Origin of the sequence: Kibdelosporangium philippinense (assembly GCF_021390435.2) — a bacterium.
GTDB lineage: Bacteria > Actinomycetota > Actinomycetes > Mycobacteriales > Pseudonocardiaceae > Kibdelosporangium > Kibdelosporangium philippinense.
Genome location: NZ_JAJVCN010000002.1, coordinates 565,987 through 588,792 on the forward strand (window position 1 = coordinate 565,987; position 22,806 = coordinate 588,792).

The window sequence follows — 22,806 nt, forward strand, 5'->3', positions numbered from 1 at the left end:
CCTCCGGCAACCACGCCTAGACCGCCACATCGGCCAGCCCCTTTTCACCCTTGACCCCCAGCAATTCACGGACCTGAACGGACGCCAACGGCGGCCGCTGCGCGATTCGGGCCAGACCGGCCGCCCTCGCCACTAGTTGCGCGTTGTCCTTGACTCGCTCGCCCCGCGCGTACGAGATGGTGTCCTCCATCCCGACCCGCAGATGACCACCGGCGGACAACGAAGCCAGCATCACCGGCAGTGCGCTGCGGCCGATGCCCGTCGCCGAAAACGTCGCGTCCTTGGGAATGAGCCGCATCGCGGCGACAAGCGTCTCGGCATCTCCTGGCATTCCGCCTGGCACACCCATCACCAGATCCACATGGACATGACCACCGGCTGGCGGCCCGTATTTGTCCAGCAATCTGTGCAACGAGGCGAGCTGGCCGATGTCGAAGATCTCGTACTCCGGGACGATCCCGCGTTCCTGCATTCCCTTGTGCAGTTCGACGATGAACTCCCACCGGTTGAGGAAAACGTCATCGCCGAAGTTGACCGTGCCCATGGTGCACGACGCCGAATCCGGCAGCGCGTCCAAAACCCGGAGCCGGTCCGATTCCGGATCGGTCACCGCGCCGCCGGTGGAAAGCTGGACGATCAGGTTCGTCTGTTCGCGCAACGCTGCCACAGTGTCCTTGAGACGACCGAGGTCCAGCGTCGGTTTAGCGTTTTCGTCCCGGATGTGCACGTGGATCATGGCCGCCCCGACGCGCTCACAGTCCTGCGCGGTGCTGACCAGCTCCGCGAGGGTGACCGGCAGGTTCGGCACATCGCTCTTGGCGTGCTCGGCCCCGGTCGGCGCCACCGTGATGATCGTGCCTGTCGACAGGGACATGGCGTGATAGTGACACAGGGCCGTGCCGTGTGTCGTCGGGGACCGGTCCCAGAACCCGATTGTTGCAATCGTTCGCCAGTAACCGACCGACATGGTTGAGCATCGAAATACACGCTGCTGCGGCTGCGAGAAATTCTCCGGACGAACGGCGGGGTCCATTGGATCCATCGTCCTACCGAAGGGGTGAGCCGTTCGGCCGATCTCCGTTCGCATCCGTGAATACTTTCATCATCGTCGCTGGTCAGAGCCGCATAGTTCCCGGCCACGCCCTGTTGAACTTCTGGTCGAAGGCAGGCCTTCATGGGCGTAGGAAAAACCGGCCGCGCGATCGTGGCCACCGCAGCCTTATGCAGTGTCGTTTTATTTGGGCAAGCGATGAGCGTTCCCGTTACGCAGGCTGCACCAGCGGGACCGCCCATCCGGTTGATCACCGGAGACTTCTATCCACAGCAGAGCCAGCCGTGCCTGGCTTGGCCGCCAAGGCAGTCGGCGACAACGACGCCACGAGCTAGCTGGTCCAGTTCACCGGGCCCGTACAGGCCCAGTGGGTTGGGTCACTTCAGGCGACCGGCGCCCAGATAGTGGAATACCTGCCCGACTTCGCCATGTTCGCCACATGGGTTTTCACCGTCGCAACACCGCCGGGCTGAACGGGCTCTCCCCGGTCGCGGCCTTGCGGATCCCGTCGAGCAGCTCCGGCGGCTCGATGTCCTTGGCAAGGAATCCACACGCGCCCGCAGTCAGTGCTGGATAGACGTGATCGTCGTCGTCGAATGTGGTGAGCACGAGCACCTTGGTTGCCGGACGGATGTCCAGAATCCTTTTGGTAGCAGTGATCCCGTCCATTCCTGGCATTCGAAGGTCCATCAGCACCACGTCCGGCACGAGCCGTTCGGCCGACGTGACGGCTTCCCGGCCGGTACCAGCCTCGCCGACCACCATCACGTCCTCAGTGGATTCGCAAAGCATCCGCAACCCTGCGCGAACAAGCGCTTGGTCGTCAGCCAACAGCACCCGGATCATGCGGGCAACCACGCATGCACTCGCCAGCCCATCCCGACAGGGCCGGTCACCAGTTTCCCGCCGACCAACTCGACCCGCTCCCGCATGCCGATCAGACCGTGCCCAGGCTCAGCGGCTTCGGGTGTTGCCGGTCCGACATTCCTGAGCGACACGTCAACCGCGTCGTCATACCTGATCACGCTCAATGAGACTTTCGCTTGTGGGCCAGCGTGTTTCAGCACGTTCGTAAGTCCTTCTTGGACGACTCTGAGCACGGCGAGACGCACGACGGCGTCAACGTCGGCGACTTTCGGATCGATCTCGGCACGGACATCGGGACCGGCGGCCTCGACCCGTTCACGCGCGATCGCCGTACGCTCCTCGGCCCGCGCGGCCTGGGCCTCAGAAGCCGAGAGTTCCTTTGCCTGCCAAGCGACTTCCTGAACCGACCGCAAATGCATGCCAAGCAACACCGGCAGGCACGTGGTGATGAACGCGGCGAACACCTCGGGCAGCATGCCTTGGATCGCCGGTCGGCACATGCCTGCGACAGCCACGGCCACGGCGCCTATCCACATTTGCCATCCGCCACGGCGCCACGCCAGCTCGCCGAGCGCGAACAGGCTCGCCATCGTCGCCACGCCCTGGCCGAGCTGCGCTTCCGCCGAAATGGCTACCAGACCGGCTTGGAGGAGCGTGACCGGCAGCGGCCACCGGCCTTGGCCCGCGATCAGCAGGGTCGACGCGACCGTCACGACCCAGTCCGCGCCGGTCGGCTGCAGCGATCCGTGCAAGATCATCAGGTAGCCGAACGCCAGCGCGAGGGGAAGCAGCCGGATCGGCAGGATCCACCGGCCGAGCAGTTCACGTCTGCGCACGTCCCGACGGTATGCCGGGAAAGCTGAGAGTCGCCTCCTCCCTGGGTAGGAGACGAGTCCGGCCTGGTTGCCGAGATTTCCGCCGGTGATCGAGCCGACCGTGGCTGGCATGACCTCGCAGTTCCAGACCTTCCTCACCGCGGCGATGCGCAGGCCAGGCGTGATCGGCGCGGTCGCACCCAGCTCACCGGGCCTCGCCGACCTGCTCGCGGCCATCACGCCAAGCACCGGCTCGCCGACCGTCGTCGAACTCGGACCGGGCACGGGAGCGGTCACGGCCGCGATCCAGCGCAGGCTGCCCGCGACCGGCAGCCACGTCGCCGTCGAGATCGACCAAGCAATGGTTCGTTTCCTGAAATCGGCACACCCCGGGGTCGAGGTGGTCCACGGCGATGCCGCGTCGCTCACCGACCTCGGCGTGAAGGCCGACGCGGTGGTCAGCGGCCTGCCGTGGGCGCTGTTCCAACCCGCACGCCAGCGCCGGATCCTCGACCAGATCGCGGCCGTTCTCAGGCCGGATGGCGCCTTCACCACGTTCGCCTACCGGCACGCGGGCGCCATGTCCGGCGCGCGCAGCTTCCACCGGCTCCTGCACGCGGTGTTCGACGAAGTGATCGTCAGCCACACCGTCTGGCGCAACATGCCCGCCAGCCCGGATCTACGCGTGCAGAAGGCCGTTAGCTGTGCAGTCGCTTGACGGCTTCGCGGCCTAGGCCGGGCGTGTCGGCCGGGATCGAGTCCGGGTCGATCGACGCGGCCACGCCGCCAGCGGCCAGCTCGGTCTCCGGCCCGATGGACCGCTTGATCAGCGCCAAGGCGATCGGACCGAGCTCGTGGTGCTGCGCGACAGTGCCAACCCGCCCGACGGTCCGCTCGCCCGCGTTGACCGGATCACCGGTCTCCGGCAGCGAATCCGCGGAGCCATCAAGGTGCAGGAGCAACATCCGCCGCGGTGGGCGGCCGATGTTGTGCACTTTGGACACTGTCTCCTGGCCGCGGTAGCAGCCCTTGGCCACGTGCGCGGCTGACGGAACCCAGTTCACCTCGTGCGGAATGGTCTTCTCGTCGGTGTCCACACCGAGCCTGGGCCTTAGTGCTTCGACCCTCAGAGCTTCGTAACCCCAGCTGCCCATCGGCCGTGCGCCCGCTTCCGTGAGCTTCGACCACCAGGCCGTCAGCTCCTCGCGGGGCACGAGCAAGTCGAAGGTGTTGCCGGGCATCCGGCGGACCAGGCCGTCGACGCCATAGGTGTCGGTCGGAACGTTCAAGCCGACGCTTTCGAGCGTCTGACCAGCGTCCGGGCCGATCAACGACAGCATGGCGATCTCGGCGGTCGCGTCCCGCGGCTCGACCTTGGACCAGAACTTCATCGCCTCGAGGTAATCCAGCAGCGTCTGCTCGTCACCACGGGCACCGGTCGCCTTCGCGCCCGGCTCGGTGTCCATCCAGACCGTGCCGTCGCGGTGCGCGAGCACCATGTGCGCGTTCACCCGGCCCTGGCTGTCCAGCACGAGCGCCTCGGTGCCGGTGTTGTCCGGCAGGTCGCTCACGTGCTGCGAGATCATCAGGTGCAGCCAGCTCAGCCGGTCGTCGCCAGGAACCGCGATGACCTCACGGTTGGAACGGTCGACCACAGCCACCGTGCGCGCGGCTGCCCGTTGCTCACCGAACGGGTCGCCGTAATGCCAGGCCACACCCTGGTCCGGGTTGTCCTCCTGCGGCGGCACGGCTCCCGGCAGCGTCACTTGCTCTCCCCGTTGATGCAGTTCCGGCACGTGCCGGACAGCGCGACATGACTTGCATCAAGACTGAACCCGTACCGGTCACGCAGTGTTCCCGCGAGGTTGTCGAGCAGCTCGTTCGGAATCTCCTGCACCTCGCTGCACTGATGGCAGACGAGGTGCACGTGCTCGTGGTCGCGAGCCGAGTACGTCGGCGCGCCGTGCCCGATGTGTGCGTGCCGCACCAGCCCGAGGTGTTCCAGCAGGTCAAGCGTCCGGTAAATGGTGGTGATGTTGACCGTCGGGGTCGTCTCCTGGACGCGTTTGCACACCTGTTCCGGTGTGGAGTGTTCCAACGCCATGACCGCGTCCAGCACGAGCTGACGCTGGGGCGTCATCCGCATGCCGCGTTCGTGCAGGGTGGACTTGAGCGCCGCCCGTTCTTTACGAGTCGTCTCCACGTACCCAATATATGCGGGAGTACGTTGACCCTCATGCCAGTACTAGCGCTTCTCGACGGAACCATCGCCGATTCGACACATCCGCTGATCCGCGTCGACGATCTTGGCCTGATGCGCGGCGACGGGATCTTCGAGACCGTGCTTGTGGTGGACGGAAAACCCCGTGAGCTGGGCCCGCACTTCGATCGCCTGGTCCGTTCGGCGGCCATGCTCGACATGCCCGAGCCGTCCCGTGCGGACTTCGACCGCGCGACCAAGGCCGTCCTGGACAACTGGACGGGCGGCGCGGAGATCGCACTCAAATGGGTGTACACACGAGGTATAGAAGGCGGCGACGGGACGCCAACCGGCTTCGCCCTCGGCCTGGAAATCAGCGAGACGGTGAAGCGCCAGCGCGCCTCGGGCATCGCGGCGGTGACCCTCGACCGCGGGTTCGACAACGAGGCCGCCGTGCGTGCGCCTTGGCTGCTCCTGGGGGCCAAGACGCTGTCTTACGCGGTGAACATGGCTGCGCTTCGCGAGGCCGCCCGGCGCGGGGCAGAGGAGGTCATCTTCACGACCTCGGACGACTTCGTGCTCGAAGGTCCGACCTCGACCTTGGTCGCCGTGTCCGGCAAGACCCTGCGTACCCCGCCCGCGACCATCGGCATCCTGCCCGGCACAACCCAGGCCGCCCTGTTCCGGGCTGCCGAGCGTGAGGGCTGGTCGGTCAAGACCGAGCCCCTGCGAGTTTCCGAACTGGCGGAGGCGGACGGCCTGTTCTTCACCTCCAGCGTTCGCAAGATCACCCGCCTGCACACCCTCAACGGCACGCAGCTGCCCGACAGCACCGCAATCCACACCGAGCTGGACCGCCTCTACAACTCCGAATACTCGTGAGTGGTTATCCGTGTTCTAACGCGGATAACCACTCACGAGCTTTGATCAGCGCAAACCTGTGTCGACCGCGTTCATCAGCAGGCCTGGGTCGCCGGACATCTCCCAGGCCATCGCGCCGAGCAGGCCTCTTTGCTTGATCCACGCTGTCTTGCGTTGGATGGACCAGACGTCATCGAAGGTCCACCACTGGTTGCCGGTGTAGCAGGACGTCGCCACCGCGGCTTCGTCGTGGTACACCGTGCAACCCGGGACGCTCGCGACCAAGTTGCCGTAGCCCCGAGTGCCTGTCTCCTCAGGGAATTGGCCTGGCGCGCCGCCGGTTGCGCTTTGCCACTCGCCGTTCTTGCCGCCGTTCGCCACGCCTTGCCAACCACGGCCGTAGAACGCCAGACCAAGCGTTAGCTTGCGCGGATTCACGCCAGCGTTGGTGTACGCGTTGATCGCGGCCTCAGCGCTGAACTTGAACGGATAAGGGTCATCCGCGTCCGGGTAGAGGTTTCCTTGGTGCCCGGTGCGGTTGGGCTCCCACGAGTTGTCGCTGCCGGATCCGTGGAAGTCGTAGCCCTGCACGTTGGCCACGTCCAGGTACTGGAAGATCTTGCTGACGTCCCAGCCCGCCGTCACCTTCGCCGGGTCGGCCGGGGTGAAGGCCTGCAGTTCGTAGCGCTTTCCTGTGGTCGTGCCATAGGCGTCCATCTGCGTGCGGAATTCGGCCAGCAACGCGGTCAGGTTGTTCTTGTCGCCTGCGCTCCAGTGGTTTCCGGGGTGACCGTCCGGACTTCCTGGCCATTCCCAGTCGATGTCGATGCCGTCGAAGATCCCGGCTGCCGTGCCCGGTCCGCCCGCGCCGCCGTACGGCCGGATGTTGCCCTTCAACCACGTGTCGACGCACGAGGCCACGAACTTCTTGCGCGAGGCGTCCGTTGCCGCGACATCGGAGAAGTACTTCGAATACGTCCAGCCGCCGAGCGACACCAGGATCTTCAGGTTCGGATAGAGCGCCTTGAGTTTCTTGAGCTGGTTGAAGTTGCCGCGCAAGGTTTCCCAGCCGGTGTCCGCGACGCCATCGACAGACTGAGCGGCGGCGAATGGGCGGCTGTAGTCGGCTTCGGCGTCGCCTGCGCCGTCACCCTGGTTGGGATCTTGCGGGTTGGCGGACGTGGCCTTGGTGACGCCCGACTGGCACGTCAGGTTGACCGGGTCGATGTTCTGGAACGCGTACAGCAGGTGCGTCAGTTTGCCTGCCGCGCCTGAGGTGTGCAGGTTCCGTACGAAGTACTGCCTGCCGTAGATACCCCACTGTACGAAGTAGGCAACCTTCGCGTACCCGGCCACGATGTCCGATGTGGACACAGCGACGGCAATGCTTGCGGCTGAAGCGTTGTCGTAGCCGTCTCGCGCGCGAACGGTGAATGTGTACCTTGTGGACGGTGCAAGGCCGGTCACCCTGGCGGTGAGACCGGTCACGGTCAGCGCGAGCGTCGTGCCGTTGTAGACGTCGTACGCCACAACCCCGGTGTTGTCGGTGGATGCGTTCCAAGCCAGGAAAACACTGCCAGAGTCGGTACTGGTTGAACGGAAGTTGCCCGGGACGGTCGGCGCCTGGGTGTCGTCGCTCGGGTTGTTCGTACGGACGGTCAGCGGCGCGCTGGCGGGAGATTTGGTTCCCTTACGGTCCAACGCTACGACCGTGAAGCTGTAGTCGGTGTTCGGGGTCAGTCCGGTGATCGACGCCGTTGTGGTCGTCGGGGAAGCAACGAGAGTGGTGCCGCGATACACCTCGTAACCGACGACTGGGAGCGATCCCGCAGTGGAAGCGTTCCATGCCAACGTGATGGTCCGGGTTGTCTTCACTGTCGCGCGTACGTTGGTCGGCGCGCCGGGTGGTGTTTCGGCTGAGCCGTCACAGTTGCCGTCGTCGATACGGCAGCTTGTCGGGGTTGTCGCGGTGCTGAACCGGACGGTTGGGCTGTAGGGATACGTGGAACGCCCTGGTGTCAGCGAATTGATGTAGTACGCCGGGGTGACGGTCACGGAAGTGCCGCTTTGCGACACGGTTGCGTGCTCACCCGTGCTCACAGTGACGCCTGTAGGCACTTCGAAGCAGGCTGCCAGCCGCGTGTGCTGGCACGGTGAGCGAGGCGAGAGCCAGGACGGCAGCGGCGAGGGCGGTGATCAATCGGGATCTTGTGGAGCGAGGTTTTCTAGACATGGCAGGGTTCCTCTCCACACAGTGGTCTAGACCAGGGTGCGGCGCGTGTGACCCGGCACACAACGCTCCATCTCAGTTGTTCTGCATACTGAAACGGGTATTACGCCGTTGGGCGGAAGCTGATTCGGACACCTGGCCGCGCCTGGCCGAGCAAAGGCAGGCTGTGTGCCGCGACGACACCGATCACCGGGTAACCGCCGGTCGTCGGGTGGTCGGCAAGGAAGATCACGGGCAAACCGTTTGGCGGCACCTGGATCGCGCCCGTCACCAGGCCCTCGCTGGCGAGCTCTATGTCCTGGAAAGACTCTCTCCGGCGCAAGGCCGTTCCGACGAGCCGCAGCCCGACGCGGTTGCTCTCCGGCGAAACCTTCCACTGGCCAGCGATGAGCTGTGCGGCTGGCGACGTGAACCAGTCGTCGCGCGGTCCGAGCAGGACCGGGATCGTCAGCTCCGCCGCGGGCTGGCTTGGCGCGATCTCGTCAACGCCGACCGGCAGGCCAGGCTTGCCGAGCGGCAGCACATCGCCTTTTTTCAACGCCTTGGGGCCGATTCCGGACAGCATGTCGGTGGCCCGTGACCCCAGTTCGACGGGAACCTCGATACCGCCGGAAACGCCGATATAGCAGCGCAAACCGGTGTCCGGGACGCCGATCGTCAGCTCGTCACCGGCCGACAGATGCACCGGATTGTGTGAACCGACCGCACGGCCGGACGCTGAAACAGCGACCGATGGACCGGTCACCGCGATCGTGCACGACGCCTCGGCGCGCACCGACAATCCACCGAGCAGGCACTCGATGCCCGCGGCCGACTCGGGATTTCCCACGAGCCGATTCGCCAATCGCAGCGAAGGCTGGTCCAAGGCGCCGGATGGCGGCACGCCCAGATGCGCGTTTCCCGGCCTGCCAAGGTCTTGGACCAACGCCAGCGGCCCGGTGCCGAGCACGGTGAGCGCCCTCAATGGACGGCCTCGAACCGCACAAGATCGCCAGGCGCGAGCAAAGCAGCGGGTTCACGGCGGGAATCGAACAACGTCACGTCCGTGCGGCCAATCAACCGCCAGCCGCCAGGTGACGCGGTTGGGTAAATAGCTGAATATTCGCCCGCGATCGCCACCGAACCAGGCTCGACGCGCTTGCGCGGGTTGTCCAACCTTGGCTGCCGCAACGCCTCGGGAAGCCCCACCAGATAGCCGAATCCAGGCGCGAACCCGGAAAACGCGACCTTGTACTCGGCGCTGGTGTGCAGCTCGACAACCCCGGCGACGTCCGTGCCTGCGGTCGAGGCGACGAGCTCAAGGTCTGGACCGTCGTAGCGCACCGGAATCACGACCTCGCGCGGCTCGGTCACAGCGCGCTTCGTCAGATCAACGGTGTCCAGCAACGGCCGTAGCCCCGCCAAACCACCGGAGCCAGGCTCGAACGCCACCAGGACGGTCCGTGCGGCCGGAACCAGTTCGACGAGCCCAGGAAGCTCCGCATCGGCTAACGCGGCCCGTACGGCGTCGACCTCGTCCAGTGTTTCCACTTCAACGAGCATCGCGTCCGCACCGCACCGCCGTAGGCGCATACTCAGCCGACGACGCGCGTCAGATACGCCGACGTGTGCGGCTGGAGGTCTTGGCCGACCATCGCGCGCTCCTCGACATACGCGAGGTCACCGTTGTTGACCAGGCCATACAGTCGCTTGGCACCGTTGACTTCCTTGGCTGACGCCGTCCGCACGACCGCGTCCGTGGTCAGCTCCCACGAGGTCTGGGTGCGCGGCTTGCCGTAGAAGATCTCGACGATCCCGGTGTTGTGCGCGAGAAGCAGCTCGATCGTGTCGTCGGCCTGCACGCGCCACCAGCCGACTTCCCTTGCCGCCGGGCGGATCACGTTGCCGTCGTCGTCCAGCAGCCAGGCACGGGCCTCGTAGGACAGGAACGGCCTGCCGTCGTGGGCGAACGTGATCTGCTGGCCGAACTTGTGAGTTTTGTCCAATGTGGGATAGACGACTTCGCCCTCGCCGCGCCAGACGCCGACCAACGGCAGCAACGCCAGCAGAGCGTCGTTGAGGTTTGGGCCTTCCCGCAGGTTCGCGGTATCCGCCGGGATCGGCAAGTCGGTGAACTGGGGCAGGTTCAGGTGGCGGGTCAGCTTCGCCCGCTCCTCCGCGGCCTGCACCGCCGCGTCACCACTGCCCGGCACCGCGCCGCCGTTGTCCATGCTCATCAGCGGTTGTCGCTGTACAGCCGGTAGACGACGTAGCCGGCGAACCACAAGGTCGCCAAGGCCATGATGACCAGCAGCGAGGTGAAAATCAGCTCCACGGCACTGAGGATAACCGCCGCCACCGACAGCCCGAGGACCCAGGACGCCGTCATGGCGTCCTGGGTCCTCTTTCTCCCCCTCTTCAGGGTGGTCAGCAGCCCCACCCGCCGCTGGCCGCGATCACCTCGTACATCGCGTTCCACGTCTTCGGGCCGACGATCCCGCTCGGGTTGATCCCGGCGCGGCGCTGGAAGTCCTGCACGATGCTGACCATCCGGCCCTGGTAGGTGTCGCTCCACTCAGGCAGGTCCAGGTAGTACGGATAGATCCGCTGTACGGCGTTGTTGAGCCAGCCCATCTTTTCGTCGTTGCGCTCACCCGGGTTGATGCCGAAGCTCGGCGGGGTCATCTCGCCGTTGCCGGTCAGCGACGGCGGCAGTTTCCCGACCAACGCGTGCCACGTCTTGGAGCCGACAATTCCACTCGGGTTGATTCCGTTCTTGCGCTGGAAATCCTGCACCGCGGTCAGCGTGTTACCCGAGTAATTGCCGGTGCCATTCAAATAGGTGTAGCCGTCGTTTCGCAGCGACAGCTGCAATGCCAGCACGTGCTGTCCGGTGTCGCCGGGGTTGACTTGCGGCATCATCGCGGCGAGCTTGTCAGACCTTTCTTTTTCCTCGCCGCAGGCCATCGCCGGGCTGGCCGAAAGGACTCCGCTGGTCACGGCCATTCCGCCGGTCAGAACCGCGGCGACCAGGGCACGGATCCAGGGCTAAAGCAAAGTCGGTTGATCTTGGGAGTGGTGGGGCGGGGTGAGGTTTTCCCTGGTGGGTAAGGAGATGCGGCCCTTCGATGGGACGATGTGAGTTCTCACGCTCTTGATCGTCTGTCGAAAGGCCGCTGGTGTCAGTGTCGCATGCCGTCTGCGTACCCGTCGATGCGTCGGTCATGATGGGCTCGGCTGAGCTAGCCGACTTGGTCGCGTTGCTGGGCAAGGTCGCCGATCCCCGTAAACGCCGGGGGATTCGGCATCACATCGCCACGGTGCTGGCCGTGACGGTGCTGGCGGTATTGGCGGGGGCGAAGAACTACCGGGAGGCCGGTGACCGGGCCGAGGACTTGCCGCAGGAGTTGCTGGAGCTGGTCGGGGCGCGGCGGAGCGTCCTATCGGGACGGCGTGTGGCGCCGAGCGCGGACACGATCCGCCGGGTGGTCGAGTCGGTGGACGCCGAGGCCGCCGACAGGCTGGTGTGCCACTGGCTGGCTGATCGAGCGATGGCCCTGGCCGGCGACGACGGCTGTGCTGGCTTCGACGGGGTGGCCATCGACGGCAAGGCCGTGCGTAATTCCGGTGGTGTGCGCCTGTTCTCGGCGATGCGTCACGGCCAGGCGGTGGTCATCTCGCAGATCCGGGTCCCCGACGAGACGACCGAGACCACGCAGGTCAAGTCGTTGCTCACGGGTATGGATCTGGCGGGTGCGGTGGTCACGGCCGATGCCGCGCACACCCAGCGCGACACCGCGCGGCACCTGGTGTCCGACAAGCAGGCGGACTACGTGCTTGCTGTCAAAGGCAACCAGCCGACCCTGTTGGCCCAGGTCCAAGCCCTGCTGCCGCCTGCTGCCCCAGGGTCGGAGGACCATGTGGACGACGAGCGCAGCCACGGGCGGATCACCCGCCGGGCCATCTGGGCGACCGTCGCCGAGGGCGTCGATTTCCCTCATGCCGCCCAGGTCTTCCGCATCCGCCGGGACGTGTTCAACCTCGCCGGGCAACGCGTCCACAAAGAGATCGCATACGGCGTGACCAGCCTGAACACCGAGCGAGCGTCCGCTCGGGACATTGGTGGCCTGGTACGGGGTCAGTGGGGCATCGAGAACAAAATCCACTGGGTCCGCGACGTCGTGTTCGCTGAGGACCACCAGCACGCCTACACCGGCAACGGTGCTCACGCCATGGCCATGCTCCGCAATCTGGCCATCGGCCTGATCCGCCTGGCTGGACTCACCGAGATCAAACGCACCCTGGAATGGATCGCCGCCGACCGCATGAGAATCCTCCCGCTCCTGGCCGCATCTACCCCCTGAACAGCAACAACGACTTTGCTATTGCCCTGGGCACGGATCAGGAACTTACGCATTGTTTTTCCCCTCCAGATTTGTATGGCTGACCGAAACCACCGCTGAAAACGGCAGCACGAAGCCCCTGACTTCGGCTGCGGATTTCGCCCCCACTTGGCGGTGATTGTTTGTCGCCCTTGTACACATAAAGACGGCCGGGTCCTGGAGAGGTTGCACAAGTCAGCAGAAAAAAACCGGGTAGCCCGTTCGGGCTACCCGGTTGTAGTGCTTTGGTAGATCAGGCGACGGCTACGGCCACCTCGTGGATGCCAGGGCCGTCCGCCTGGACCGACGCCTCGCCGTTGCCGGTGCGGTGCAGCGCACGCACCGTCCACGAGCCAGGCGCGGCGTAGAACCGGAACTCGCCGTTCGGCGAGGAGACGACCTCGCCGGTGAAGTCCCCGTTGCCGTCGAGCAGGCGCACGAACGCGCCGCCCACCGGGGCCTCACCGGACAGGACTCGCCCGGAAAGGACAGTCTGCCCGCCCGCGTCGGCGATCGGTGCCGCCTGGTCGGGTGCTCCGCAGCTGCTGCTCACATTCACTCCTTGCCAGTGCCGGTTTCAACCGGGACGCCGACCAGCGACCCGTACTCGGTCCATGAACCGTCGTAGTTCTTGACGTCCTCGTAGCCGAGGAGCTCGTGCAGCGCGAACCACGTGTGCGACGAGCGCTCACCGATCCGGCAGTACGCGATGGTCGCCTTGGACTCGTCGATCCCGGCTTCCTTGTAGATCTCGCGAAGCTCGTCGTCGGAACGGAATGTGCCGTCCTCGTTCGCGGCCTTGGCCCACGGCACGTTGATCGCGCTCGGCACGTGGCCGGGACGCTGCGCGGACTCCTGCGGCAGGTGCGCGGGGGCGAGCAGCTTGCCGCTGAACTCGTCCGGCGACCGCACGTCGACCAGGTTCTTGGTGTTGATCGCCTCGACGACCTCGTCACGGAACGCCCGCAGCTTCAGGTTCTGCTCCTGCGCGGTGTACGTGGTCTCGTCGCGCTTGACGACGTCCTGCGACAGCGGACGGCCGTCGAGCTCCCACTTCTTACGGCCGCCGTCGAGCAGCTTGACCGTGTCGTGGCCGTACAGCTTGAAGTACCAGTACGCGTACGCGGCGAACCAGTTGTTGTTGCCGCCGTACAGGATCACCAGGTCGTCGTTGGCGATTCCCTTTTCGGACAACAGCTTCTCGAAGCCCGCGCGGTCGACGAAGTCGCGGCGCACCGGGTCCTGCAGCTCGTTCTTCCAGTCGACCTTGACGGCACCCGGGATGTGCCCGGTCTCGTATGCGCTGGTGTCCTCGTCGACCTCGACGAAAACCACCCCCGGCGTCTCAAGGTTGTCCTCTGCCCACTGGGCTGACACCAGCACGTTTTCGCGGCTCATCGAGCGCCTCTCGCTTTCTTTCTAGGGGTGGTGGGAATCTCAGGCCGGTGTCTGCCGGCCGACGGACGGGGTGAGCCTGCGCAGGAGCAGGTAGGTCTCGCAGCCGAGGCAGAAGCCGAAAGCCGCGTTCAAGAACGCCGCGGCCAGCGCGAACGCCGTCGCGATGATGCCGACCGTGGCACCGCCGAGCGCGAACGCGACCGTGCCGACAGCGGCGAACGCGAACCCGACGCCCTGCGCGAACCGCAACGGAGCTGCGTCTTCACGCTCGTCGCTCGGCGCGAGGCGCGGCGCGACGAGGTAGCGGTAAAGCAGTGAATAAGGTGCGTACTTCAGTCCGGCGAACGCGCCAATGGCGAAGATGACAGCCTGAATGGCCAGAAGTGGCCACCACTGCGTGACGAGAACGACGGCGAGAACAACGGTGGTGATCCAGGCGGAGAGCCTCGGACCTCGGGGATCGACGGGTGGGCCTGCGGACATCGTGTCCTCCTGACCTGCGGGCAAGCATGCGGATGCGTCGCTCTAGCTGGCTTCGGACGCGCGGAATCGCCTGGTCAGAGAGTTGCTTGACAGAGGCTCGAGTCCACGCGGCAGTAATCAACCGCGCGGCGCCTGGTCAGCAACGTATACACAGTCCGGAGACTACCTGGATCTCACATATCAGAGCACGACCGTCCATCCAGTGGGAAACACGATCGAGTGAGGATCCCCGTACGCAGGTCAGCGCGTGATTACCCTGCCGGATCGTGAAGCGCCTGGTCATCCTGTCGTGCCTGCTCCTGACGGCCTGCGGCGGCCCACGGGCCCTGTCATCGGAGGAAGCGACCCGGCTCGCCGGGGTCCGGGTCGTCAACCACAGTGCACGTGTTGTCGGGATGGATGCGCGGGTGCCGACGGCTGGCGGGGCGTTGCGGCTGGTCGGGCGGCTCGACTTCGCGGCGCGGACAGGGGAGGCGACCTTGTCCACCGAGGGCCGCACGGATGAGGCGGCTGGTGGGTCGTTGCAGTGGAATCCTTCGTCGCTGGCCGTGCGGCAAGGAGGGGACTGGCAGTACCGGCCGTTGCAGCAAGGCGCCGAGCTGGACACGGTGTTGATCCTGCTGACCAGCATCACCGCCACTCAGCCAGACCAGGTACCTTCCTCTGCCCGGTGGCTCCGATCGGATTCCGTGGCTGGGGTGGCCGTGGATGTGTTCGACACAGGCTCATTGACCTACTGGGTGGACAGCGCCGGGCGGCTGATGCGCCTGGACGCCAAAATCAGCGACCAAACCGCGACCATCACCTTCAAAACCCCCTCGTGAGTGTTTTCGCCGGTTAGAACCGGCGAAAACACTCACGAGGTCTGACCTGGGGTTATGTGGTGCGACGGCGTCGGTAGAGGAGCAACAGCAGGCCGATCGCTACGACACCGACGCCGCCCGTCACCATCCACCCGATCGACGCGCCCGTGTTCGCCAGTGCCTTGGGTGGCAGCAGCCCGATGTCCGCCGTGAGCACCTCGCGCTTGGTAGCGCCGACGTACACCGGCTGGCTGCACCCGCTGCCAGCGTCCACATCGGAGTCACGGGTGTCCTCACCTGCGTCCCGGGTGGCGATGCTGTATCCCTTCAGCTCCGAGCGCGGCAGGCACACGACGTAGTTCCCGTCCGAAAGCCCGTCGAACAGGTACCGGCCGTTCTTGTCGGTCACGGTCTTGGCGATCTCCTTGCCGTCCTGCGAAAGCACGACTGTCACGTTCGCGGCACCGGCCTCGCCGGAGTCCTGGAGACCATCGCGCGATTTGTCGATCCACACGAAGTCGCCGATCCGGTTGCGTGGCGACACCAGTCCGGCGTTCAGCGACAGGTCCTCCCACTTGTCGGCGTACAGCCGGGTCGGCGCGGTGCACCAGGTGGAAGGGTCGATCGCGACCGCCTGGTACTCGCCGACCCGCGCGAAACAGGCGACATAGCGACCATCCGGCAGATCCGGAACCAGGTAGCGCCCATCGGGACCGGTGCGGACCTTGCGCGAGCCCACGGTCACCTCGACATCCGCCGCACCGCGCTCACCTGCGTCGACCACGCCGTTGCCGTTCGTGTCGTACCAGACGAGACCGCCAAGCTGGTTGGGCGGACGCAGCCCAGCGTCGATCGACATCACCCACCGGTTGCCCGGCCCGACCGTGACCGTTTCGGCGCAGCCATCGGCATTCGCGTACAGGTACTTCTCCGGCAACGTGAAGCAGACCCGGTACGAGCCGTCCGGCACGTCGTTGAACAAGTACTTGCCCGAGGCGTCCGTGACAGCCTGCAAAGCGCCCGCGTGCACGGTGATTCCCGGCAGACCTGACTCATCGGCGTCGAGCGAGCCGTTCCGGTTCGAGTCCAGCCACACGAGGTCGCCGATCTGGTTCGGCGGGGCGACCAACCCCGCGTCCACGGCCAGGAACTCTCGTTTGCCGACACCGAGAACCACGTCAGCCGCGCACGGTGCCGTGAAGTCCTGGTGCATTCCGAAGCACACCTGGTGTGTTCCGTCCGGCAGGTCGCTGAACAGGTACTTTCCGCCTGCGTCGGTCACCGCGGTCAACGACCCGACCTTGACCGTCACACCTGGTGCGGGCAGCTCGCCGGAGTCCAACGCGCCATTGCGGTTACGGTCCAGCCACAACGATCCGCCGATCCGGTTGACCGGTGACATCAGGCCCGCGTCGACCGTCAGGTCCTCGCGGTTGCTCGGCCCGAGATTCACCGCAGGGGCGCACTTCGTCGACGGATCCGCGTTCGAGTCCTTGTCGGCCGAACCCGCGAAAGGCTTGGTCAACTGCAGGTCGTCCTTCAGGGCGAAACACACGACATGCTTGCCGTCCCCGAGTTCCGGGAACTGGTATTCGCCCTTGGGGCCGGTCACGGTCGTCAGACTGCCTGTGGTGACGGTGATTCCGGGCATCCCGGGTTCGTCGGAGTCGTACAGGCCGTTGCGGTTGACGTCCCGCCACACCAGGTCACCGACCTTGTTGGGCGCTGACAGCAGGCCAACGTCCACAGTGAGCACGGACCGGTTGCCCGCGCCGACCGTGACCTCGGGTGCGCAACCACTCGCGTCGACGCCGGAACCGAGCTTGAAACCGTTGACAGCGAAGCAAACCCGGTACTTTCCGTCGGGCATGTCCGACAGCAGGTACTTGCCGGAGCCATCCGTGACGGTCTGCAGCGTGCCCGAGGTGATGGTCACGCCCGGGACCCCGGGCTCGCCGGAATCGAAGCGGCCGTTGCGGTTCAGGTCCGACCAGACGAAGTCGCCGATCCGGTTGACCGGGGACGACAGGCCTGCGTCGACCGTGAGGACGTTTCGGCTGCCCGGGCCGAGCCGGACGGGCGGCGCGCAGCCGGAGGCCGGGTCGGCGTCCGAGTCCAGCCCGTCGTCGCCGACGTTGGGCTTGGTCATCTGCAGGTCGCCCGGCGCGGTGAAGCACACCGTGTGGTCACCTTCAGGCAAGCCCGTGAACAGGTACTTCCCGTTGGTGTCGGTCGTGGTCTGCTGCGAGCCGAGGGTTACGGTCACGCCCGCGACGCCGGGTTCGCCGGTGTCGAACAGGCCGTTGCGGTTCACGTCCGACCAGACGAAGTCGCCGATGGACTGCGGCGGCGCCGCGAACCCGGCGTCCACCGACAACACCGACCTCGTACCCGGTCCGACGGAAACCTCTGGCGCACAACCGGTCTTCGGGTCGGCGTCGGAGTTCTTGTTGTCGTCGCCGGTGTTCGGCGTGACGAAGTCGAAGTCCGCGTGCCTACTGAAGCAGACCGTGTACTTCCCGTCCGCCATCCCTTCGAACATGTACCGGCCGTCGGCGCCGGTGAAGACCTTCTGCGAACCCAGCTTGACCTCGACACCGGCGATGCCGGGCTCACCCGGATCCTGGCGGCCGTCCCGGTTGAGGTCCGACCAGACGAAGTCGCCGATCCGGTTCACCGGCGGCACCAGGCCCGCATCGACCGAGAAATTCTCCGCATTGGCCGCGTCCAGAATGACTGGCGGCGCGCATCCTGTCGCCATGTCGACATCCGAGTCCATCGCGTCATCGCCCTGGTTTGCCTTGGTTGGCTGGAAGTCCAGGAACGCGGCGGGCAGGTTCTTCAGGTCGAAGCACACTGTGTGCTTGCCGTCCGGCAGCTTGTCGAAGACGTACTTGCCGTCCAGCCCGGTGACTGTGGTCAGCGACCCGACCGTCACGGTCACGCCGGGAACCGGTGGTTCGTCGGCGTCGAACTGGCCGTTGCGGTTCGTGTCCGCCCACACCAGGTCGCCAACTTTGTTCGGCGGACGGACGCCGAAGTCGATCGTGAGATCCTCGCGCTTGGCCGGGCCGACCGTGACTGGCGGCGCACACCCGGTTCCGGGGTCGGCGTCCGAGTCGGTGTCGTCCGAACCCTTGTTGGCGGGGGTGGGCAGGTATCCAGCAGGCCAGCCGGTGAAGCAGACCTGGTAGGTGCCATCGGGCAGTTCGCCGAGGGTGTACTTGCCATCTTGGCCGGTCACAGCCTTGAACGAGCCCGCGGTGACGGTGACTCCGGGGACGCCCGGCTCGCCGGAGTCGAAGACGCCGTTACGGTTGTTGTCCATCCAGACCGTGTCGCCCAAGGTGCTGGTCGGCGCGATCACTCCGGCGTCGATCGTGGTGTCCACCGACCCCGCGCCTGCCGTGGTGACCGACGCCAGGCCGGTCCTTGTGTCCACATTGGAGTCAGCGGCCTTGTTTGAGCCTGCTTGTTTCACGGTCCACTTCAAGGACGAACCTGGTGGCGCGCCGGGTAGTGCGGTGGTCACGGCGCCCGAGAAGTCGAACTTCAGGTTGTAGCAGGTGTCTGGGAGAACGCCCGCGCTGAATGCGTACTCACCCTTGGCATTGGTGGTCTGAGCAGGCAAAGCGGCCCCACCGGCGCACGGGGTCGCGGTGACCTTGATGCCCTGCAGCGGTGGTTCGTTGCCGTCCTGGATGCCGTCCTTGTCAGCGTCGAACCAGACCCGGCTGCCGAGCTGGAGTGGCGCGAGGTCGCAGAGAGCTTCCAGGTCAGCGAGGCTGTTGGCCTTGCCCCAACCTTCCTGGTCGGCGATCTGGAACGTGCCGCCCAACGCGCCCGCCGCCCGGTCGACCCACGCGGCCCCGCCAAGCGCGGTCGCAGGCATCTTGGCCGACCCAGGCACGAAAGCCACGGCGCCCATGGCGTTCTTGGTGTCCTTGAACGTGTTCGCGCAGTTTTCCTTGCAGCCGCGGTCAAGCGTTCCGGCGATCACCGCGTTGTACGCGTTGTTGCCGTTGGGAGCGGGGGTTTGGTGCCCGAGTTGGTCACCGAACCGGTCCCGGAGCGCCAACACCATGTCGCCGTTGCTTTCCACGGCCATATTGGTCAGGAATGGTTGTGCGTAAGCAACATCGGAGCCGGTGGCGGTGATTTGCTTGAGGTCCCAACGATCTAGCCACGCGTGCCAGCCCGCGCCCAATGCCTTGGTCAGCGAGGCGGCGCCGAAGGCGCCTTTCTGGAACGGCAGAACGACCGCTTTGAGGTCCTGCCCGGCGCAGACTCCGCCGACGTACACAACGCCGTCCTGCGCGGCCAGTGCGCTCGGCCGCCAGTCGGCTGCGTTCGTGCAGCCCGTGGCCGGAATGTCATACGAGTCAACGGGAGAAGAAGCGGCCGGGACCGTGGCGTCGAAGACGTACAGCTTCTTGTCGGCCAGGTTCACGGCGTACAGGGCGGTGCCGTCCTCCGACATCTCCAGATCGCCCAGGCTTTCCTTACCTGGTACGGAAAAGAACGATCCGTCGTGGCCGTCGGAGTGCTGCGTGCTGCCCGCGTTGGGGACTGTGGCGAACTGTGATGTCGCTCCAGCGGGTGTGGTTACGTAGATCGCCCCAGGTCCGCCGGGTCCGTAGGCAGCTAGGCGCTTGGCGAAGGCGCCGCTGAACAAGCGCTTGTCTTGCTTGCGGTACGCGAGCCCGAAGACCGAACCCGTGTCACCTTGTTTGGCGAGCACAGTCGGCGCGGGCGCGTTGCCGCGTGCGGTGAACGGAAACGTCATCAGCGAACGTGCCGCGGGGTCGTTCCCGGCCTTGGAAATGTTCCGCTGGCAGGCGGTCGCCAAAGTGGGATTGGCCTGGCAGTACCCGCCGGGATTCCAGACACCCATCGTGACCGACGGGTTCGGTCCGCTGACGAACTCCGTGAGCCCTGACAGGCCGTTGCCGGTCGGTGCGGCGCGCAGGTGCGGCATGGTCGAGGGGATCGACGCCTCGACCCGATAGCCGCCACCGGTCACCGGCCCAAGATCGATCTTCACCACGCCATCGGGGCCGGTTGTGCCGGTCGCCGTGCCACCAGCCGGATCTGTCACGGTCACCGGAATGCCCGGGACGCCGACTTCGAGTGCAGGCTCGTACGAGCCGTTCCCATTGACGTCTCGCACCATGCGGACCGTCAACGTTCCGTCCGAAGGACCAGCCGCGGCGGTCAGCGGAACCACCAGGCCTGCCAGGACGAGCGAACCGGCTGCCACCAGTCCGGCGACTCTGCTCACAACAGCTCCTTTTCCTGCGACACCAAGAAAAAGTTAACTGTTGATCATGCTCGAAATGGCAGGTCGTTCGATGGCGTTCACGCACTGTGGCGAATCCCTGAAACTACGGTCGCTCCAAAGTGGACCGTCTACGGTGAACCTGTCTGACGGTAACCAGCTGAGCCGGTGCGGAGTGGAAAAGCGATACCGGAAGTGGATAAACCCCTCATTCAGGGTTCGTAGGACGCTTGTGCGTGTCGCGGGTCCTTGCGTGTGCACGCGCGTGTTCGCGTGTCCACCGGCTCCGTCATGGTGTGTTGAACGCGCGAGCGGCGCACGGGGAGAAGCAACCGCGCTGGAAGCGAGTCGAGCAGTTTGACACACCGTGACGGAACGGTGGACACGCGCCAGGGCGGAGCAATGCGAGACACCGTGCAGTGGAAGCCCCGACTTTTACGGCCCGGCGATACCGACAGACCCGGCCTATGGCTCGCCTGACGTTCACTGCCGGGTTGGGTTGGATGAACTACCGCGTGTCCGCCCCACCGGCACGGCGAGTCAAACTGCTCGACTCGCTTTCGGCCTGGTTGCTCGCCACCGTGCGCCGCTCGCGGGTTCAACACGCCATGCCGGAGCGGCAGACACGCGCGGGCACCCGTCGCTGACTTCCCGCCTGTTCGCTACCGCTCACGGCGATACGTCATTGTGCTACCGGGTGCACGCCGCACATTCCAGGCCCAACCCTTCATCCCCTCAACCAAGGTCGGCACACCACCCAACCCTCGACCAAGGTGGGTAAGCCGCCCGACCCCTCGACCATGGTGGGTATGCCGCCCAACCCTTCACACCAGGTGGGCTGAACCTCGGGATTGTGCGGCCGCTTGTCTTATTCGGGTGCCAGGTGTGGCCGCAGTGCGTCCAGCAACGTCTCCCGCTTGGGCACGCCACCCACTCGCATCAACTCGACGCCCTGGGAGTCCACGGCCAGGGTGGTCGGCGTGGTCAGCACCCCGAGCGAGGTTGCGACCTCTGGGTGATCCGTCACATCAAAATCAATGTGCCGCAGGCCTTCGGTCTTATCGGCCAAATCGGACAGCAGGAGCCTCGTGTGCCGACAGGGCGCGCAGAACGTTGTCGAGATCTGAAGCAAGGTCACCCGGCTACCCGGATCGACCAACTTACGCAGCTCAGCAGGCAGTGAAGACATCTTCCCGGCTCGCACCCGGCCTTGCGAACGGCGCCAGGCGAGACCGGCCACGCTTGCCAGGGCGAGCGTGCCGATCAACACCCAGGTGCCGGTTGTCATCCCACAAAGCCTCGCAGCTTCACGTTCGTTGCTTTCCCTTTCAACGATAGCGAGCCTGGGTCTACCCGGACCGCCGTTGGTGTGATTGCCACTGGCAGTTTGCCGGGGTCGAGGGTGACCGCGAAGAGGGAGAGGAATTGCTGCTGGATGCTTGGCGCTATCAGGTTGTCGCCGATCGCGTTGGCTAGGGTGACTCGCTTCGGGCTGATCTGGATCTTCTGGTTGTCCAGGCTGACGATCCCGTAGATGACCAGGTCGGTCTTCTGGCCCGCGAAGTCGACAGTCGCTCCTACCCGCACACCGGCCGTGCCGTCTTCGTTCTCTTCTTCTTTGGCCAGTGCTTCCTGGTCGGCTTTGTCGTCGATTTCGTCCTCGGTGCCTGGGGACGCGTTCACGCGCAGTTCGCTGACTGGGGCGATCGTCACGTTGGTGATGTCGCTGGTACGCAGCCTGCTCAGCGAGTTGGACTGCAGTGCTCGGTTGAAGTCGGCTTCCTTCACGCGCAGCTGGCCTTCGATTTCTCTGACCGCGATCGAGTCCGTTCGCCCTGCCAGCAGGTCTGACAGTGGTGCTTGCACGCCGCGCATCTCCGCGTGCACTTCGACGTCTTTGAGCACGTCCATTACCGGCACGCCGCGGGCGTCGACCGTGATGTGGTCGTATTCGCCGCCGATGGCTTGGGTGAGGAACGGGAAGCCACGCACGGTCACCGCTGGGTCGTCGGACAGGCCGAAGGCTGCCTTCGCCCGCTTGGAGACCTGGTACTCGGCCACCGCTGCCGCGCCGAAGTCCACGCCGACCAGCAGGGCGAGCAGGATCACAAGGGTGATGACCAGCGGACGGGTTTTCGATCGCTTCGGCTTTTTTGGCCTCGGCGGGTTGGCCGTTGCGTTCGGCACCGTTGTCATGCCACCACCTGTGTCGATGTTTCCTCTGCCGACGTCCTCGTGCACGTCTCGTTCAGCCATGTCGCGAACCGGGGCTCGCGCCCGACGCGCCTAATCGCCCACCAAGGATAGGCGCCAGCAGTTTGGCCTGTGGCGCCTCGGTTGAGCGCACCGCGTCCAAGTCGCGGACGTCTTCCGGTCCAACTGCTGTTTTTCCGGAAAACCTTTTCCCGTCACGTAAATCGTCCGTAACCGTGGCATAGTGCCTGTTCAAGCGGTCGGAC

23 protein-coding genes are annotated in these 22,806 nt (G+C 65.6%); 6 read left to right on the forward strand and 17 right to left on the reverse strand.

Translation table 11 applies throughout. The annotated features are described in order from the left end of the window. Positions 1–16: 16 nt before the first annotated feature. Entirely contained in the window at positions 17–874 is an 858-nt protein-coding gene (locus LWC34_RS21530) for a beta-keto acid cleavage family enzyme (protein WP_233726980.1), read from the reverse strand. 512 nt (positions 875–1,386) lie between these two features. Between LWC34_RS21530 and LWC34_RS59400 the strand changes: the two genes are divergently transcribed. Then, positions 1,387–1,524: a DUF8729 domain-containing protein gene (locus LWC34_RS59400; RefSeq protein WP_504925360.1), complete on the forward strand. Its 138-nt coding sequence runs from the start codon at positions 1,387–1,389 to the stop codon at positions 1,522–1,524. Here the strand turns inward: LWC34_RS59400 and LWC34_RS21535 are convergent. Both LWC34_RS21535 and LWC34_RS21540 read right to left on the reverse strand, forming a co-directional pair. Continuing rightward, positions 1,499–1,897: a response regulator gene (locus tag LWC34_RS21535; RefSeq protein WP_233726981.1), complete on the reverse strand. Its 399-nt coding sequence runs from the start codon at positions 1,895–1,897 to the stop codon at positions 1,499–1,501. The genes LWC34_RS59400 and LWC34_RS21535 overlap by 26 nt on opposite strands. Beyond that, positions 1,894–2,754 (reverse strand): sensor histidine kinase, encoded by an 861-nt coding sequence (locus LWC34_RS21540; RefSeq protein ID WP_233726982.1) that lies wholly within the window; start codon positions 2,752–2,754, stop codon positions 1,894–1,896. The genes LWC34_RS21535 and LWC34_RS21540 overlap by 4 nt, the downstream gene beginning before the upstream one ends. A gap of 109 nt (positions 2,755–2,863) precedes the next feature. Here LWC34_RS21540 and LWC34_RS21545 point away from each other — a divergent pair, with 109 nt between their 5' ends. Continuing rightward, positions 2,864–3,451 carry a class I SAM-dependent methyltransferase gene (locus tag LWC34_RS21545; protein WP_308200121.1) on the forward strand — a complete coding sequence of 196 codons (588 nt, stop codon included), beginning with the start codon at positions 2,864–2,866 and terminating at the stop codon, positions 3,449–3,451. Here LWC34_RS21545 and ygfZ read toward each other — a convergent pair. Beyond that, positions 3,432–4,520 carry a CAF17-like 4Fe-4S cluster assembly/insertion protein YgfZ gene (ygfZ, locus tag LWC34_RS21550; protein ID WP_372496657.1) on the reverse strand — a complete coding sequence of 363 codons (1,089 nt, stop codon included), beginning with the start codon at positions 4,518–4,520 and terminating at the stop codon, positions 3,432–3,434. The genes LWC34_RS21545 and ygfZ overlap by 20 nt on opposite strands. Further along, the gene (locus LWC34_RS21555) at positions 4,496–4,879 is read right to left on the reverse strand and encodes a Fur family transcriptional regulator (RefSeq protein WP_233728804.1); all 384 of its coding nucleotides are present in this window, start codon (positions 4,877–4,879) and stop codon (positions 4,496–4,498) included. The genes ygfZ and LWC34_RS21555 overlap by 25 nt, the downstream gene beginning before the upstream one ends. Positions 4,880–4,969: 90 nt before the next feature. Here LWC34_RS21555 and LWC34_RS21560 point away from each other — a divergent pair, with 90 nt between their 5' ends. Then, positions 4,970–5,815 (forward strand): aminodeoxychorismate lyase, encoded by an 846-nt coding sequence (locus LWC34_RS21560; RefSeq protein ID WP_233726984.1) that lies wholly within the window; start codon positions 4,970–4,972, stop codon positions 5,813–5,815. Between the two features lie 45 nt (positions 5,816–5,860). Here the strand turns inward: LWC34_RS21560 and LWC34_RS21565 are convergent, their stop codons facing one another. From LWC34_RS21565 to LWC34_RS21590, 6 genes are all read right to left on the reverse strand, one after another. Then, positions 5,861–7,894, reverse strand: a complete 2,034-nt coding sequence (locus LWC34_RS21565; protein WP_233726985.1) for a glycosyl hydrolase family 18 protein — start codon at positions 7,892–7,894, stop codon at positions 5,861–5,863. Between the two features lie 233 nt (positions 7,895–8,127). After that, entirely contained in the window at positions 8,128–8,988 is an 861-nt protein-coding gene (locus tag LWC34_RS21570; RefSeq protein ID WP_233726986.1) for a 5-oxoprolinase subunit C family protein, read from the reverse strand. Then, positions 8,985–9,596 carry a 5-oxoprolinase subunit B family protein gene (locus LWC34_RS21575; protein ID WP_233726987.1) on the reverse strand — a complete coding sequence of 204 codons (612 nt, stop codon included), beginning with the start codon at positions 9,594–9,596 and terminating at the stop codon, positions 8,985–8,987. Before LWC34_RS21575 ends, LWC34_RS21570 begins: the two co-directional genes overlap by 4 nt. Before the next feature lie 2 nt (positions 9,597–9,598). Then, positions 9,599–10,234 carry a heme-binding beta-barrel domain-containing protein gene (locus LWC34_RS21580; RefSeq protein ID WP_233728805.1) on the reverse strand — a complete coding sequence of 212 codons (636 nt, stop codon included), beginning with the start codon at positions 10,232–10,234 and terminating at the stop codon, positions 9,599–9,601. Positions 10,235–10,239: 5 nt separating this feature from the next. Further along, positions 10,240–10,392, reverse strand: coding sequence for a hypothetical protein (locus tag LWC34_RS21585; RefSeq protein ID WP_233726988.1), 153 nt, complete (start codon positions 10,390–10,392; stop codon positions 10,240–10,242). A gap of 38 nt (positions 10,393–10,430) precedes the next feature. Further along, positions 10,431–11,003 (reverse strand): peptidoglycan-binding domain-containing protein, encoded by a 573-nt coding sequence (locus LWC34_RS21590; RefSeq protein WP_233726989.1) that lies wholly within the window; start codon positions 11,001–11,003, stop codon positions 10,431–10,433. A 179-nt stretch (positions 11,004–11,182) separates the two neighbouring features. On the opposite strand from LWC34_RS21590, the gene LWC34_RS21595 reads away from it, so the two are divergent. Next, a complete protein-coding gene (locus LWC34_RS21595) occupies positions 11,183–12,367 on the forward strand; it encodes an ISAs1 family transposase (RefSeq protein ID WP_233722717.1) in 1,185 nt (394 codons plus the stop codon). 271 nt (positions 12,368–12,638) lie between these two features. Here the strand turns inward: LWC34_RS21595 and LWC34_RS21600 are convergent, their stop codons facing one another. The 3 genes from LWC34_RS21600 to LWC34_RS21610 are packed head-to-tail and all read right to left on the reverse strand — an operon-like array spanning position 12,639 to position 14,266. Then, entirely contained in the window at positions 12,639–12,944 is a 306-nt protein-coding gene (locus LWC34_RS21600; RefSeq protein WP_233726990.1) for a DUF1416 domain-containing protein, read from the reverse strand. After that, complete coding sequence (locus LWC34_RS21605; RefSeq protein ID WP_233726991.1) at positions 12,941–13,783, reverse strand: sulfurtransferase; 843 nt, start codon at positions 13,781–13,783, stop codon at positions 12,941–12,943. The genes LWC34_RS21600 and LWC34_RS21605 overlap by 4 nt, the downstream gene beginning before the upstream one ends. 39 nt (positions 13,784–13,822) lie before the next feature. After that, positions 13,823–14,266 (reverse strand): DUF4395 domain-containing protein, encoded by a 444-nt coding sequence (locus LWC34_RS21610; RefSeq protein WP_233726992.1) that lies wholly within the window; start codon positions 14,264–14,266, stop codon positions 13,823–13,825. A gap of 266 nt (positions 14,267–14,532) precedes the next feature. Between LWC34_RS21610 and LWC34_RS21615 the strand changes: the two genes are divergently transcribed. Continuing rightward, positions 14,533–15,090 (forward strand): hypothetical protein, encoded by a 558-nt coding sequence (locus LWC34_RS21615; RefSeq protein WP_233726993.1) that lies wholly within the window; start codon positions 14,533–14,535, stop codon positions 15,088–15,090. 52 nt (positions 15,091–15,142) lie between these two features. Here the strand turns inward: LWC34_RS21615 and LWC34_RS21620 are convergent, their stop codons facing one another. Further along, positions 15,143–20,350, reverse strand: a complete 5,208-nt coding sequence (locus tag LWC34_RS21620; RefSeq protein ID WP_233726994.1) for an SdrD B-like domain-containing protein — start codon at positions 20,348–20,350, stop codon at positions 15,143–15,145. Between the two features lie 464 nt (positions 20,351–20,814). On the opposite strand from LWC34_RS21620, the gene LWC34_RS21625 reads away from it, so the two are divergent. Next, entirely contained in the window at positions 20,815–20,994 is a 180-nt protein-coding gene (locus tag LWC34_RS21625; RefSeq protein ID WP_233726995.1) for a hypothetical protein, read from the forward strand. 221 nt (positions 20,995–21,215) lie between these two features. Here the strand turns inward: LWC34_RS21625 and LWC34_RS21630 are convergent, their stop codons facing one another. Then, positions 21,216–21,635, reverse strand: coding sequence for a TlpA family protein disulfide reductase (locus LWC34_RS21630; RefSeq protein ID WP_233726996.1), 420 nt, complete (start codon positions 21,633–21,635; stop codon positions 21,216–21,218). Further along, positions 21,632–22,603 carry an LmeA family phospholipid-binding protein gene (locus tag LWC34_RS21635; protein WP_233726997.1) on the reverse strand — a complete coding sequence of 324 codons (972 nt, stop codon included), beginning with the start codon at positions 22,601–22,603 and terminating at the stop codon, positions 21,632–21,634. Before LWC34_RS21635 ends, LWC34_RS21630 begins: the two co-directional genes overlap by 4 nt. Between the last annotated feature and the right edge of the window lie 203 nt (positions 22,604–22,806).